The sequence below is a fragment of the Catenuloplanes indicus genome, assembly GCF_030813715.1.
GTDB lineage: Bacteria > Actinomycetota > Actinomycetes > Mycobacteriales > Micromonosporaceae > Catenuloplanes > Catenuloplanes indicus.
In genome coordinates this window covers 5108104-5122068 of record NZ_JAUSUZ010000001.1, presented here as the reverse complement: position 1 = coordinate 5122068, position 13965 = coordinate 5108104, and the positions used below count along the sequence as shown (strand labels likewise).

Here is a 13965-nt window from a genome sequence, read left to right as displayed (position 1 = left end):
CCCTTCCGTTCTGCTGCTTGATTATCATGCCTGGCGCTGGGTGGCGGTGACCGCCAGCCCGGTCAGGATCTCGCGGGCCGCGTCGTCGATCGGCGCGCGGCGCAACGCATGCAGCGCCACCGCCACCCGCTCCTCGATCATCTTTTCCACTCGTTCAGGTGCACCGGTCTCCGCCACGACCTGGGCCTTGCGTGTCACGTCCGCGGCGCCGTCCAGCTCGGCGAGCTGAGCCGTGGACGCCATCTCGCGCGCCAGCATCAGCAGTGCGGTCGGCTTGCCGGCGACCAGGTCATCGCCGGCCGGCTTGCCGGTGACCGAGGGCTCCCCGTAGACACCGAGCAGGTCGTCACGCAGCTGGAACGCCTCGCCGACGGCCAGACCGTAGCCGCTGTAGGCGTCCGTCACGGCCCGGGTCCGCCCGGCGAAGGGCATCCCGGCCAGTGTAAGTCCGAAGTGGAGCGGACGGAGCACGGTGTAACCGGCGGTCTTGTGCCGGGCCACCTTCAGCGCCCGTGCCACCGACCAGCTGCCCGGCTCCGACTCGCCGAGCACGTCCAGGTACTGGCCGGCGACGGCTTCTATTCGCATCTGGTCGTAGCAGCGGCGGGTGGCCAGCAGCACGTCGGCGTCCACGTCCGCGGTGCCGAGCAGGCGGTCCGCCCAGACCAGGCAGAGGTCGCCGATCAGCACGGCCGAGGCCTCGCCGAAGCGGGCGGGCTCGCCGCGCCGGCCGGCCGCGACGTGCTGCGCCTCGAAGACCCGGTGCACCGTCGGGCGGCCACGCCGGGTGTCCGAGGCATCCATCACGTCGTCGTGCACCAGCGCGAACGTGTGCAGCAGTTCCAGCGCGGCGAGCGCGGGCAGCACCGCGTCGGCGCGCGGCTCCATGCCCATCACGCCGCGCCAGCCCCAGTAGGCGAAAACCGGGCGCAGCCGCTTTCCGCCGGCCAGCACGCTGTCACGTGCGGCACGGGCGAAACCGCCGAGCGCCGGATCGATCTCGTCCAGCGAGGCGATCTCCCGGGCGAGGAAGTCGGCGAGCGTGCCCTCGACCGCCTCGATCAAATTCAACGGCATGGTGTGTACCGGGGGTTCATCTGCTTGATCCTGAGTGGGGACGGGCGGCTTACCCAGCGCGTATGGAGCGAGCGTGTCGTTGGCCACCCCCCGGACGGTACTCTACGATCGGAGTTGCGTCGATTGCTGAGTCGATTTCAGCACAACGAGTTTCGAATCTGAGGAGCGGGCATGGACCTGGCGGACAGTTACGCACGCTGCCGCGCACTGCACCGGGAGCACGGCCGCACCTACTACCTGGCGACCCGGCTCCTACCCGCCTGGAAGCGCCGTCATGTGCACGCGCTCTACGGGTTCACCCGGCACGCGGACGAGATAGTCGACCGCACCGAGAGCCTGCCGCCGCAACGCCGGGCCGAGCTGCTGAACGAGTGGTCCGAGCGGTTCCTGGCCGGGCTGCGCGGCGAGCCGGTGGACGACCCGCTGCTGCCCGCGGTGCTGCACACGATCGCGGTCTTCGGCCTGGACCTGGCGGACTTCGACTCGTTCCTGCGCAGCATGGCGATGGACCTGACGGTCACCCGCTACCCGACCTACGACGACCTGCTGGAGTACATGGAGGGCTCGGCGGCCGTGATCGGCACGATGATGCTGCCGATCCTCGGCACCGACGACGTGGCCGCCGCGCGCGAACCGGCCCGCCAGCTCGGCTTCGCGTTCCAGCTGACGAACTTCGTCCGGGACGTGTCCGAGGACCTGGACCGCGGCCGCGTCTACCTGCCGGAGGCCGATCTGGCCCGGTTCGGGCTGACCGTGGACGACCTTCAGGCGTGCAAGGAACGCGGATCCACCACGCCCGAGGTAGCTGCGCTGATCGAGTTCGAGACGGCCCGCGCGCAGGAGCACTACGCGGCCGCGGCGGCCGGCGTCACCATGCTCGCGCCGGCGTCGCAGGCCTGCATCCGCACCGCGTACCTGCTCTACGGCGGCATCCTGGACGAGGTCGCGGCCGCCCGGTACGACGTCTTCGAGCGCCGCGCCACCGTGCCGAACCGGCGCCGAGCCGCGGTCGCCGGCCGCGCGCTGCTGACCGCCACCGGCAGTCCGGTGCCGCTGCCCGGTCCACGGCTCGACCGCGACGCGATCCTGGCATGAGGACCGCCGTCGTCCTCTTCACCCGTGACCTGCGGCTGCACGACCAGCCCGCGCTCGCGGCCGGCTGCGCGAACGCGGAGCACGTGGTGCCGCTGTTCGTGCTGGACCCGGCGCTGCTCGGCCGGTCCGCCAACCGTGACCGTTTCCTCCACCAGGCCCTCGCCGACCTGCGCGACGGGCTGAAGCGACGCGGCGCGGACCTGGTCGTGCGGCGCGGCGACACGGTGGCCGAGACGATCGCGGTGGCGCGGGCGGTGGGGGCGGACGGCATCGCGCTCTCCCACGACGTGACCCGCTTCGCCGCCCGGCGGCAGGACCGGCTGCGCGCGGAGGCGGAGCGGCACCGGATGTCGCTGCGCCTGTTCCCCGGCGTGACCGTGCTGCCGCCCGGCGCGGTCCGGCCCGGTGGCGGCGGCGGTCACTACCGCGTCTTCTCCCCGTACTTCCGGGCCTGGGAGGCCGCGACCTGGCGGGACGAGGTGGCCACGCCACACACGATCAGTCTGCCGCCCGGTGCGGAGAAGCTCGGCATCGCGCTGCCGGAGCCGCCGGCGGGCGAGTCGCCGGACGCGGCCGCGGGTGGCGAGACCGAGGCCCGCCGCCGGTTGACGACCTGGCTGCGGCACATCGACGCGTACGACGACCAGCACGACGCGATGGCGGACGACGACACCTCGCGGCTCTCCGCGTACCTCCGGTTCGGTTGCCTGTCCCCGCTCGCGGTCGCGAACGCGGCCCGCAAGCACGGCGGCCCCGGTGCCGCGGCGTTCGTCCGCCAGCTCTGCTGGCGGGACTTCTACTACCAGGTCACGGCCGGTTTCCAGGACATCGCCCGGCAGCCGATACGCCCGGCCGGCGACGGGAACTGGCGGTACGACGACGCGCACGCGCTGGAGGCGTGGCAGACCGGGCACACCGGCGTGCCGATCGTCGACGCCGGCATGCGGCAGCTGATGGCCGAGGGCTGGATGCACAACCGCGCTCGCCTGATCACCGCCGCGCTGCTCACCAAGCACCTGCGCCTCGACTGGCGGGCCGGGCAGGACTGGTTCTTCCGGTGGCTGATCGACGGCGACGTGCCGAACAACTCCGGCAACTGGCAGTGGGTGGCCGGGACCGGCAACGACACCCGCCCGCACCGCCGCTTCAACCCCATCAGACAGGCCCAGCGGTACGACCCGGAGGGCGACTACGTCCGCCGCTACGTCCCCGAGTTAGCCAAGATCCAGGGCGCGGACGTACACCTGCCGTGGCGCCTCGACGGCTTCCCGAAGCTCGGCTACCCACCACCGCTCGAGTCCCATGGCGACGAAGCCGTCTGGCTCAGATGACGAAAGGGCGCCGGTCCCCGTCGGGACCGGCGCCCTGGATAGCACCGCTCGCAGACAAGGGGGGTTCCGCGTGCGGTGCCGGCGGGGCGGTGGATCGACGGTCACGGGCACCAGCCCTGCCCGTCCGTCGCGCTCCCGTCTTGCCGTGCCGTCTGTATCGGTAGCCAGGCCGGGTGGCTAAGGGATTCGGCGATCCGTCTTTCGTGTGACCGCCACAGCGCCGTACCGAGAGGAGAATGTCCAGGTCGGGTGGGGAGGTTCGGGATGGAACCGGTATCGGTGTCGGCGGACTCGGGACGGACGCTCGGTGTCACGCTCGCCGGGGAGATCGACTTCAGTAACGCAGCCGGTGTCCTGGACACGATCCGTGTCGAGGTCGACGCGCGCCGCCCGCCCGCGGTCCGGGTCGACCTGTCCGCGGTCACGTTCCTGGACAGCTCGGGCATCGGCGTGCTGGTCAACGTGATGAAGCTGGCGCACGCCCGGCATGCGGAGTTCCGGGTCGAGCATCCCAGCCCGAAGGTGCACGACCAGCTACGGATGACCGGCCTGCTCGCCGCGTTCGGCCTGGCCCCATGAGCGAACTCGCGAGCGAATTCGCCGGTCCTCCGCCACCGGGGTGGCACGACCGGCTCGCGGAGGTCGAGTCGCGGCTGGCCGCGGAGCATCGACTGGCCGCCGGGCTGCAGCACATCCTGCTCCCGATCCCGGCCGCGCCGGTCGACCTCGGCGCGCTGCGGGTCGCGGTGCGGTACCTGCCGGCCGAGCACGCGAACCGGGTCGGCGGCGACTGGTTCCACGCGACCGAGGCGCCGGACGGCTCGGTGGTGCTCGCGGTCGGCGACGTCGCCGGGCACGGGCTCGGTGCGGCCGCCACCATGGCCCAGGTACGGCACGCGCTGGCCACCCTGCTGATCACGACCACCACCGCGCCCGCCGAGCTTCTCGCCCACCTCAACCGCGTGCTGCTCGCGGCCGGTGCGGAGACCCGGACCGTGACCGCGGTCGTGGCCCGGTGGGACGCCGCGACCGGCACGATGACCTGGGCCCAGGCCGGCCACCCCGCGCCGCTGCACGCCCGGGACGGCCGCACGGTCGAGCTGGACCGTCCGGCCGGCCCGCTGCTGGGTGTGTTCCGCGACCCCTGCTACGGCACCGCCGTCACCGCGCTGGACGCGCACGACCTGCTGGTCTTCTACACGGACGGCCTGGTCGAGCACCGCCGGCACAGTCTCGCCGAGGGTCTGGCGCCGGTGGTCGAGACGCTCGGCCGGATTTCCGCGGCGCGCGGCCCGGCACCGCTCAGCGACCTGCTCGGACAGCTGCCACCGGCCAACCCGGAGGACGACACCTGCATCCTGGCGGTCCGGTTGCTGACCTCGGGTGTGATCGGCGATGGCTGAGCCGTTGCGGACCGACTTCACGCTCAGCGGCCTGCCGGCGCTGCGCCGCGTGGTGCACCGGCACGCCGCGCGGGCCGGGCTGCACGGCGTGGTGCTCTACCGGTTCGTGGTGGCGGTGCACGAGGTCGCGGTGAACGCGGTCCGGCACGGCGGCGGCAGCGGACGGCTGGAGCTGTGGCGGTCCGGGTCCGCGCTGTACTGCCGGATCACGGACGACGGCGCCGGCGGACTGAGCGGGGAGATCCACTGCCCGCCGCCGGACGTAGCCTCCGGCCGGGGCATGTGGCTGGCCCGGAATGGTTCCGACTCGCTGCTCGTACACTCCGGCGGGTCGGGCACCTCGGTCACCCTGCTGGCCCACCTGACCCCCGCCTGATCAGGCGGTTCATCCGGAAAACCCTCCCTTGATCACAGTGCGCAGTGGACACTGGTGGTACGGATCGCCGCTCGGACCGCATCCAGGGAGCTCGCCATGACCCAGCCCATTCCGCCGGACTTCGTCGCCCCCGAGATCCACGCCGCCGGCTCCGCCGCGCCGCCGCACACCGACGCCGTACGCGACCCCGCCCTCGGGTCCATGCCGCCCGGCGCGCTGCCGGCCCCGGCCACGATCGTTCCGGCCGCATCGACGCCGCATGCGACGCTCGCCGTCACCGGATGACCCGAACCCGCCGCGAGACCCGCCCTTAAATGCTGAAAAAAGGGTAAAAAGGGGCATGGCCTCTGCAATCGCGGTGATCGTCGTCGTAGCGCTGCTCGCGGTGATCGCCAACCTGAAGGGCCGCCTGTGGCTGGCCGTCGTCCTGGTCGCCGTGCTCGGGGCGCTGGCCAGCAACACCCCCGGCCCGCTCGGCACCTACGCCGACCGCGGCGCGAAGTGGGTCCTCTCCGTACCCAGCAAGCTCGGCGGCCTCCTCGACTGACCGGCCGGCGCCGCACGCCGGCCGGTCAGAGCGAGGTCGCCTTGACCCGCCAGCTGCTGGTGAACGGCGCACCCTGGCACCGGTCACCGGCGTCGCCACGCAGCGCCACGGCACCGAGCAGGCGGATGGTGCGGTCCGCGCCGGCCGGGATGACGACCCGGTCGTACTCGGTGCCGTCCGTGATCGAGACCGGCACGTCCGCGCTCAGGAAGCGGCCGCACGCCTCCTGCACGTCGTCGTCCGTGAATCGCAACTCCGCGTTGCTGATGCTGGTGTTCGACACCTGGACCGCGATCTCGTTGTCGTTGCGCACCGGAATGACGATGTCGGCCGCGTGCTTGTCACCGGGCCAGAGCCCGGTCTCCTCACCCGCGTAGTCGGTCGCGGGCGTGCCGACCTCCAGCGGGCGGAGGCTCTGCGCGGAACCGGTGATCGACCCGCTGGAGACCGTGGTGTTGAACGCGGCGTAGGCGATGCCCCCGGTCAGCACGGCCGCGACGGCCAGGCCGACCGCTACCAGCGCCACCCGCTTGTCGGTGTTACCCATGACGACTCCTATGGAGTGACGGCCGGCGTGCTCGATGGCGTGCCCGCGCTCTCCAACGACGGCGCGGCGGGCGTGGGCGTCGGCGCCACCGAGGTCACCTCCGTGGCGACCGGAGCGGCTTCGTCGGCCGGGGCCGGGCCGGGCGGCGCCGCGGGCACCGGATCCGGCGAGCCGGCGGGCGCGGACGGGGTGACCGGCACGGCGGTGGGCGAGGCCTCGACCGGCGGCGTGGCGGTGGCGGGCGCGGACGGTGCCGGCGTCCCGGTCGCTCCGGGCGCGGCCGAGACGGCCGCCGTCGCGATCGGGACCGCGCCGGGCGAGCCGCTGGTGTGCACGGCCACACCGATCCGGGGCGCACCCTCGCCCGGCGTCATGGTCACGCCGTCCACGCTGACCTCGCTGATGGTGGACCAGCCGGACGCGGCAACCGCGACGCTGCCCATGCCGATCATCGCCATCAGGCCGGTTGCCGCGAGAACCACGGCCGGCAGGCGCTGTTCCTGCCAGACCCGGCTGTCCACCATGCGGCGGTACACGTTGGCAGGCACGTCTCCGCATCCCCCGTCGAAAGATCAAGTCCGGACTTGCTATGCCCGCAATTCTCTCTTGACGGACATACTGAGGACCCTAAGGAAACCGGTCCAACCGGACAATCAATGTCTTTCCCTACGCGCCGGACGGCCCGCAGGCGTGAGCGTTCGACCGACCCTGAACGACGTAAATCCCGCGAATCCCCGGAAAACAGCCGCGGACTGCGCTAGCGCCTGTCCGCGATCGACGAGACGCCGCCGAGGTCGGCCCGGGTCCCGGCCGCGTAGCCCTGGCGCATGCCGCCACCGGCCAGCCGACGGCGGCTCGCGGTGCGCAGCTGCGGATAGATCTCGGACACCCGCGCCTCGACCCGGTGCGACCGGTCCACCAGCACCAGGTCGGTGGACGTGCCGGCCTGAGCCGCGGCGGACGCCTCCGCCTGGCGTAACCGGCCGGCGATCGCGGCGCTGAACCCGGCCAGCCAGGAGCGCCGGAACGCGGCCGTGTTCTCCCACGGCGGGACCGGCGCGGCCGCCATCCCGTGCGCGGCCTGCACCAGCAGCGAGGTGTAGAGCAGTTCGGCGCGCTCCAGGTCGCTGCCGAACCCGAAGAGGTGCATGGCCCAGGCGTCGCCCTCCCGGCGGCGGACCGTGCGGCAGCGCAGCGCACCGGCCACGCCCGCGAGCAGACCGGCCTTGTCCAGCGCGTACGGCGGGTGCAGCACCACCACGCGGTCGCCGACCAGGTCGGTGCCGGGCTCACGCGCGGCCAGCAGCGCGCGGTCGACGCCGTACTTCGCGATCAGGTCGGCCGCCTTGGCCGTGAACGCCTCGGCCTCGGCCGGTGTGCACGCCGGGTCTTCGGCCTTCGCCAGCAGCTTGCGGACCTTAGCGAGGATCTGGTCGGACATGGGTCAGGCGGCACGCCGCTTCAGCGTGGCGACCGCGGAACCGGCCAGCGTCAGCAGACAGTCCGGCAGCTGCCCGTCGGCGAGCGCGGCACCGAAGAGCGCCTCGCCGGTCGGCATGTCCGAGTTCGCATACGCACTGACGAATCGGGCCACCCAGCGCGCGTCATAGTCCGCCTGGTCGATGCCGGGGAAGTCCAATGTCCACGCTCCGGCAGGGACATCGACGCCGACCATCGCGGCGGCAAGGCACCAGGCCAGGTTGTAGGCCCCCTCCACACCGTCCCGGTCGACCACGGCATCGAACGTGCCGACGACCGCATCGCTGTCACCCGCGAGCGCGAGGTGAAGCACCTGCGCCGCGTCGTCGAGCGACTCCGATGGAAGGTCCGTCACGTCCGGAAGCCTATGCCGGACCGTCAAGGGTGCGGGACGGGATGCCCCAGGAAGGCACATTTACTTAAGTAACCCTCAAAGATGCGCAACTGCGGCTATCAGGGACGACGCAGCTGGCAAGTGATACGGGCCGTACACACACGGTCACCGACCTGGTCCGTGATTATGATCTCATAAGTCGCTATGGACATACCCCGGAAGATCGGGGTATCGACGCCGGTGACGATGCCCGCGCGTACCGCTTTGTGGTGGGTGGCATTGATATCCACCCCTACGGCGGCCGGCCGGCCGACCGACACCCCGTGCGCCTGAGCGCCGAGCGAGCCCAGCGTCTCGGCCAGCACACACGACGCCCCGCCATGGAGCAGGCCATATGGCTGGGTGTTCCCGGCGACGCGCATGGTGCCGGTGACGCGATCGGCGGACACCTCTGCGATTGTGATCCCCATCAGGCGTACAAGATCACCCGGTTCGCCGGACACATCGACAAGATCAACCATTTCGGACCCTTACCTTCGGTGACGTTACCGCCGGGTTGGATTGTGCCCTCACCGTCATCGGCAAAGCGTTCAAAGCGCGCTAATGTGCCCCACGGCGACCTTGGGAGGGGGAACTCCATATGCGCATCCGACGTGGCACGGTCATCGCCGCTGCCTGCGCGGCTCTGTTAGCGGGAGGGACGGCGTGCGGTTCGACCGAGGGATCCTCGGGGGGCGACGAGACCGGCGGGCCGATCCAGCTGTACGGCACAGACGGTAACATGATCAGTTCCTTCGGTGACGAGTTCGATCAGCCCGGGGCGCTGCGCGGAATGAAGGGCACCACGCCGCTCGCCCCGCTGACCGATGACTTCAAGAACCGGCTCAAGAGCGTCAATCCGGAGCTCGGCGACTACGTCTACTCCGGAGAGACCTACGACGCGGTGGTGATGAGCGCGATCGCGGCGGAACTCGCCGGGTCGACCGCACCGGCCGCGATCGCCGCCCAGCTGATCGGCGTCACCAGCGGCGGCACGCCGTGCGACACCGCGAAGACCTGCCTCGCGCTCGCCGCGGCCGGCACCGACCTGGTGTACCGCGGCGTCTCGATGCGCTCCGGCGGCTTCACCGACGTCGGCGAGCCGTCCGTGGCCAGTTTCGCCACGCTCCACTTCGACGACCAGGACCAACTGGACGACGGAAAGATGGAGTTCGTCAACGCCGGGGACGAGACGCAGGCCTCCACCAGGTCGGCACCGCCCGGCGCACGCCCGTCCGGCGCGGCCGCGTCCGGAGCGCCGCTGAAGATCGGCGGCCTGCTGCCGAAGACCGGTGACCTGAAGCTGGCCTACCCGCCGATGGCAGCCGGTGCGGCGCTGGCGATCCGCGAGGTCAACGCGGCCGGTGGCGTGCTCGGCGAGGACGTGGCGTTCGTCGAGGGCGACGACGGCACCGACCCGGAGGTGGCCAAGGCGACCGTCGCCTCGCACATCGCGGCCGGCGTGCACGTGATCCTGGGCGCGGGCGCGTCCGGCGTCTCCACCGCCGTGCTGCCGCAGGTCAAGGCGGCCGGGCTGATCCTGTTCTCGCCGTCCAACACGGCCGCGAGCCTGACCGGCGCGGACGACGGCGGTCTCTACTTCCGCACCGCACCGCCGGACGTCATGCAGGGTGCCGCGCTCGGCGACGTGATCCTGCGGGACGGGCCGGAGCGGATCGCGATCGTGGCGCGCGACGACGAGTACGGCAGCGGCCTCGAGGAGAACCTGCGGGCCGCGCTGGACCGCTCGGGGGTCGCGGCGGAGAACATGCTCGCGCTGACCTACGACCACGAGGCCGAGACGGTCGACTTCGCCGGCGGGGCGGAAGAGGTCAAGAAGTTCAAACCGGACGCGCTGGTACTGATCGGATTCGCCGAGTCCGCTGACGTGATCAAGGCGCTACAGTCCGCGGGCGTCGAGTTCAAGCACTGAGCCGTTCGGCCAAGGCGGGCCTGGCACATTTCCGGGATGTCCCTACGCGGCTCCACCTCGTAAGTTTCATCTCAGCAACCGCGAGGTGCAGCGAACTTGAGTAGCCGCGAAGGGATATCACGGACATGAGCAGCGACTTCACCGCCGACGACACCACCATCCCGGCCGACACGACCGACGAGGGTCTCGGCCTCAACGACTCCGGCCTCAACGAGACCGGTCTGGACGACCCGGCGGCCGCCGCTCCGATCGACACCGACTACACCGAGGACGAGAGCGTCCTGCTGGTCGAGCAGACGCTGGACGGCGCCACCAACGTCTACCTGGACGGCAACGGCGACGGCTTCGCCGACCTGGTCGTGTCGGACCTCGACAGCGACGGCGTCGCGGACGTCATCTCCGCGGACAGCGACGGCGACGGCCGGATCGACACCGCGCTGTACGACGTCGACGGCGACGGCGTGATCGACGCCGGTGTCCAGGACACCAACGCCGACGGCATCGCGGATGTCTTCATGAGCGACAACAACGGCGACGGCTCGCCGGACGAGGTCGAGGTCGACGAGGACTACGACGGTTCCGTGGACTACACGGTCCGCGACACCGACTTCGACGGCAACGCCGACGAGGTCGCGGTCCCGATCGCGCCGAACACCCCGGTCAACCCGTACGCCGCTGGCTGATCAACCCCTCGGCCGGAAAGACTGGCGGGCGCCGAAGGTGGGTAGTAGACGGCCCGCGTGGCTTTCTCCGCACGCGGGTCGCGCGAGACGCGCGATCGGCCCTACGGTGAACCAGCGCTGCACCACGATTTCAGCGCCCCTCGAACGCCTTCGGGAAGGATGCCCGCCATGACCGAGCCGCAAGAGACCGTCGAGACGCGCGGCGACGACCGGGTCGACCTGCTCGCCGCCGACACCGACGGCGACGGCCGGCCCGACGTCTGGGTGGCCGACACCGACGGGGACGGCAAGGCCGACCTCTTCCAGTTCGACACCGACCACGACGGCAAGGTCGACATCACCATGGTGGACCTGGACGAGGACGGCACGCCGGACACCGTCGTCGACGGCGACGGCGGCCACCCGCCCACCGTGTGACGTCTCCGGACCGTCGATAGGCCCATGCCCGCGCGGGCATGGGCCTATCTGCCGCCCAGGGCCGCGATGGCCGCCCAGACGACCATCATCATCAGGCCGACCGCGCCGGTCGCGGTGAAGAGGCCGCGCAGGGTGCCGCCGAGTTCCTCCGGGGCCCGCGCCTCCGGGTGCCGCAGCCGCCGCAACCGGGCCCGCTGCACGCGTACCTCGCGTTTCCAGCGCGCCACGTCCGCGGTCTCGCCGTCACCGTTCGCCCGGCTCAGCGACACCGCCAGGCGTGCCTGTGCCTGCTGCAACCGGCGCACCGCGCGCCGGCCCCGGATCCCCGCCCGGTCGTGGGCACAGCCGCGCGCGGCCGCACGCCGGGTGCCGGAGCCGAGCGCGCGCAGCTCCGCCTCGGTGGCGATCTCCGGGTCGTGCAGATCCGCCAGCAGCGACACGTAGTAGTCGGCCTCCCGGCCGTGCGCGGCGCGCACCACGTACGCGATCAGCAGCAGCGGTGGAATGCCCTTGATGACCAGGATCAGCAGCACGCCGAGCGCGCCCTCGACCGGCCCGTCCAGCAATATCGGCGTGTTCCACAGGAAGTGGCAGGCCCACGAGCCGGCGAACGCGAGCAGCGCGATCCCGGCCCGGCGGGACAGCGGCCGGTCGGTGCGCACCACCAGGTAGCCGACGCCGACCCCGGCGAGCGCGCCGAACAGCGTGTGGCTCCACAGCCCGGCCAGGAAGCCGCGCAGGAAGAACGTGACCACGACCGGCGACACCCGGTCGCCCTGGCCCTCCACCGCGACCGCGTTGACCGCGTAGACCACGTCCTCCGCGACCTGGAAGCCGAGCCCGACCATCGCGCCGTAGACCGCGCCGTCCAGCGGGCTGTTCACCTGCCCGGCCGCGACCAGCACGATGGCGAGGACGCCGAGCACCTTGACGATCTCCTCGACGGTCGACCCGGCGATCGCGGCGCCCCAGGACGCGGCGAACTCCGGCGAGACCAGCTTGGCCAGCACGTTGTGCAGCGCGCCGGAACCGGGGATCGCCACCGCGGTCGCCACCAGCGCGCCCCAGGCGAAGGCGGTGGCCAGCAGCGTGGGCGGCTCCCGTTCCAGGAAGTCCAGACCACCCACGAAGATCCAGAAGGGTACGGCGTAGAGCGCGAACAGCACGACCGCGACCACGGTGGCGACCGGGTAGGTCGTGATCGACTCGCGCAGGAACACGGCCATCCGTACCGCGCCGACCGCGAGCAGCAGCGCCAGCACCCAGAACGCGGGCAGCAGCAACGGTCCGCGGCGCGGCGCCTCCGGTGCCGGCAGTACCTCGCTCACTCCGTACCCCGGAACGTTATGGATCGTGTCGAGGCGTCGATGGCCTGGCGGGCGGCGGACAGTTCCGGGTCGGTGCCGCTGACCGTGACCTCGATGGAGCGTTCGCCGGCCAGGAAGACCGCGTACCGGCCGCCGCGGCCCGGTGCGCTGTAGCCGCCGGCCAGCCCGAGGAGCTGCCCGTCCGCGGTGGCGATACTGGCCTCGCGCCCGACCACCTGATAGCCCCGGTTGGCGGCGATCTTGCGGCGCAGCTTGTCCGCCGCGTCCGGCAGGCCGCCCTCGAAGGGCTGCACCACCACCGCGTACCGGATCGGGCCGACCAGGAAGAGCACGGTGCCGCGGTCGTCGGACGGGCGGGTCTTCGTCACGTCCAGCAGCGCGCCTGGCGGCGGAATCACGGTGACGCCGCCGCCCACCGCGTAGGGCACGCCGTCCGGAAGCGCCTGTGTGGAGTCCAGTGACCGGTCCAGCGCGGGCAGGCCGAACGCGAGCAACCCGAGCACGAGCACGATGACGCCGCTGCCGAGCCCGTTCCGCAGCAGCCGACGCCACATCCCCACACATAGACGCTAACGGTTGCGGTGACGATTCGTGGCCTTCTTCTCACGGATAGTCCGAGTGACCGACGCGCGTTCAGCCGTCCAGGGTCAGCGTGGCGAGGTAATAGGGCCGGTCCGCATCGTCCACATCGGTGAGCCGCCAGCGTGTCCCCTCGACGAGCCCACGCAGCTCGTCCACGGAACAGACCAGGTAGTCGAACCAGTCCGTGGTGATCTCCCGGTAGCGCAGCCGCAACCGCAGCTGCCCGCCGAGCCGTCCGCGCGACCGGTTGAGCTCGTGATAGCCGACGTGCACCGGATCCGTGGTGCCGTACGGGTCGGTGCCGTGCGCGATCAGCCGGGCGCCGGGCGCGGCCATCTCGGCCAGCGCGGCCAGGAAACCGGGCGCCCGGTGGCGCCCCTCGATCAGCCCGAGATTGTTGCCGAGCAGCAGGAACGTGTCGTAGCGGCGGCCGTCGCGCGCGTGCTCGTCGACCGTGGCCAGCACGGTGTCGCGCACTCCCCGCCGGCGGCACACCGCGATCGCGCCGGGTGAGACGTCCAGCCCGGTCACGTCCACGCCGGACTCCTGCAGTGCCAGCGCGATCCGGCCGCCGCCGGTGCCGATGTCCAGCACCCGGCCCCGGACCTGAGCCAGCGCGCGGTGGTCGTGCGGCTGCCACTCGTCCGGCTCGGCCAGGTAGTGATCCGCGGGCGCGCCGTTGATCAGGCCGTCCTCGCGTTCGATGATCTCGATGACCGGGCGCGGCACCCGGCCGCCGGCCAGCGGGCGGGGCCCGATGCCGGTGCGGATCGCGTAGGCGTCCCGCAGCATCT

19 protein-coding genes are annotated in these 13965 nt (G+C 71.8%); 10 read left to right on the top strand and 9 right to left on the bottom strand.

What is annotated here, in order from left to right:
• Positions 1-24: 24 nt before the first annotated feature.
• Complete coding sequence (locus J2S42_RS23080) at positions 25-1164, bottom strand: polyprenyl synthetase family protein (RefSeq protein ID WP_370879222.1); 1140 nt, start codon at positions 1162-1164, stop codon at positions 25-27.
• Between the two features lie 84 nt (positions 1165-1248).
• Between J2S42_RS23080 and J2S42_RS23075 the strand changes: the two genes are divergently transcribed.
• The 7 genes from J2S42_RS23075 (at position 1249) to J2S42_RS23045 (ending at position 5829) form a co-directional block, all read left to right on the top strand.
• Positions 1249-2172: a phytoene/squalene synthase family protein gene (locus tag J2S42_RS23075; protein ID WP_307242315.1), complete on the top strand. Its 924-nt coding sequence runs from the start codon at positions 1249-1251 to the stop codon at positions 2170-2172.
• On the top strand, positions 2169-3503 hold the full coding sequence (locus J2S42_RS23070; protein ID WP_307242313.1) for a cryptochrome/photolyase family protein: 1335 nt from the start codon (positions 2169-2171) through the stop codon (positions 3501-3503). The genes J2S42_RS23075 and J2S42_RS23070 overlap by 4 nt, the downstream gene beginning before the upstream one ends.
• A gap of 264 nt (positions 3504-3767) precedes the next feature.
• Positions 3768-4082: an STAS domain-containing protein gene (locus tag J2S42_RS23065; RefSeq protein ID WP_307242311.1), complete on the top strand. Its 315-nt coding sequence runs from the start codon at positions 3768-3770 to the stop codon at positions 4080-4082.
• Positions 4079-4906, top strand: coding sequence for a PP2C family protein-serine/threonine phosphatase (locus J2S42_RS23060; RefSeq protein WP_307242309.1), 828 nt, complete (start codon positions 4079-4081; stop codon positions 4904-4906). The genes J2S42_RS23065 and J2S42_RS23060 overlap by 4 nt, the downstream gene beginning before the upstream one ends.
• Positions 4899-5282: an ATP-binding protein gene (locus J2S42_RS23055; protein WP_307242307.1), complete on the top strand. Its 384-nt coding sequence runs from the start codon at positions 4899-4901 to the stop codon at positions 5280-5282. Before J2S42_RS23060 ends, J2S42_RS23055 begins: the two co-directional genes overlap by 8 nt.
• Before the next feature lie 96 nt (positions 5283-5378).
• Complete coding sequence (locus J2S42_RS23050; protein ID WP_307242305.1) at positions 5379-5567, top strand: hypothetical protein; 189 nt, start codon at positions 5379-5381, stop codon at positions 5565-5567.
• A 55-nt stretch (positions 5568-5622) separates the two neighbouring features.
• A complete protein-coding gene (locus J2S42_RS23045; protein ID WP_307242304.1) occupies positions 5623-5829 on the top strand; it encodes a hypothetical protein in 207 nt (68 codons plus the stop codon).
• A gap of 25 nt (positions 5830-5854) precedes the next feature.
• Here J2S42_RS23045 and J2S42_RS23040 read toward each other — a convergent pair whose 3' ends face one another.
• The 5 genes from J2S42_RS23040 to J2S42_RS23020 all read right to left on the bottom strand — a co-directional run bounded on the left by J2S42_RS23040 (position 5855) and on the right by J2S42_RS23020 (position 8710).
• Entirely contained in the window at positions 5855-6376 is a 522-nt protein-coding gene (locus tag J2S42_RS23040) for a hypothetical protein (protein ID WP_307242302.1), read from the bottom strand.
• Positions 6377-6384: 8 nt separating this feature from the next.
• Positions 6385-6924 carry a hypothetical protein gene (locus tag J2S42_RS23035; protein ID WP_307242301.1) on the bottom strand — a complete coding sequence of 180 codons (540 nt, stop codon included), beginning with the start codon at positions 6922-6924 and terminating at the stop codon, positions 6385-6387.
• 209 nt (positions 6925-7133) lie between these two features.
• Positions 7134-7817, bottom strand: a complete 684-nt coding sequence (locus tag J2S42_RS23030) for a DUF2786 domain-containing protein (RefSeq protein WP_307242299.1) — start codon at positions 7815-7817, stop codon at positions 7134-7136.
• Positions 7818-7820: 3 nt separating this feature from the next.
• Positions 7821-8210 (bottom strand): hypothetical protein, encoded by a 390-nt coding sequence (locus tag J2S42_RS23025; RefSeq protein ID WP_306836156.1) that lies wholly within the window; start codon positions 8208-8210, stop codon positions 7821-7823.
• A 98-nt stretch (positions 8211-8308) separates the two neighbouring features.
• Complete coding sequence (locus J2S42_RS23020) at positions 8309-8710, bottom strand: hotdog fold thioesterase (protein WP_307242298.1); 402 nt, start codon at positions 8708-8710, stop codon at positions 8309-8311.
• A 119-nt stretch (positions 8711-8829) separates the two neighbouring features.
• On the opposite strand from J2S42_RS23020, the gene J2S42_RS23015 reads away from it, so the two are divergent.
• The 3 genes from J2S42_RS23015 to J2S42_RS23005 all read left to right on the top strand — a co-directional run bounded on the left by J2S42_RS23015 (position 8830) and on the right by J2S42_RS23005 (position 11261).
• Positions 8830-10161, top strand: coding sequence for an ABC transporter substrate-binding protein (locus J2S42_RS23015; protein WP_307242296.1), 1332 nt, complete (start codon positions 8830-8832; stop codon positions 10159-10161).
• Positions 10162-10286: 125 nt separating this feature from the next.
• Positions 10287-10844: a hypothetical protein gene (locus tag J2S42_RS23010; RefSeq protein ID WP_307242294.1), complete on the top strand. Its 558-nt coding sequence runs from the start codon at positions 10287-10289 to the stop codon at positions 10842-10844.
• A 168-nt stretch (positions 10845-11012) separates the two neighbouring features.
• Complete coding sequence (locus J2S42_RS23005) at positions 11013-11261, top strand: hypothetical protein (protein ID WP_306836165.1); 249 nt, start codon at positions 11013-11015, stop codon at positions 11259-11261.
• Positions 11262-11305: 44 nt separating this feature from the next.
• Here the strand turns inward: J2S42_RS23005 and J2S42_RS23000 are convergent, their stop codons facing one another.
• The 3 genes from J2S42_RS23000 to J2S42_RS22990 all read right to left on the bottom strand — a co-directional run bounded on the left by J2S42_RS23000 (position 11306) and on the right by J2S42_RS22990 (position 13963).
• Positions 11306-12589: a PrsW family intramembrane metalloprotease gene (locus J2S42_RS23000; RefSeq protein WP_307242292.1), complete on the bottom strand. Its 1284-nt coding sequence runs from the start codon at positions 12587-12589 to the stop codon at positions 11306-11308.
• Positions 12586-13143, bottom strand: coding sequence for a hypothetical protein (locus tag J2S42_RS22995; RefSeq protein WP_307248952.1), 558 nt, complete (start codon positions 13141-13143; stop codon positions 12586-12588). Before J2S42_RS22995 ends, J2S42_RS23000 begins: the two co-directional genes overlap by 4 nt.
• 79 nt (positions 13144-13222) lie before the next feature.
• Positions 13223-13963, bottom strand: coding sequence for a class I SAM-dependent methyltransferase (locus J2S42_RS22990; protein ID WP_307248950.1), 741 nt, complete (start codon positions 13961-13963; stop codon positions 13223-13225).
• Positions 13964-13965: the final 2 nt, after the last annotated feature.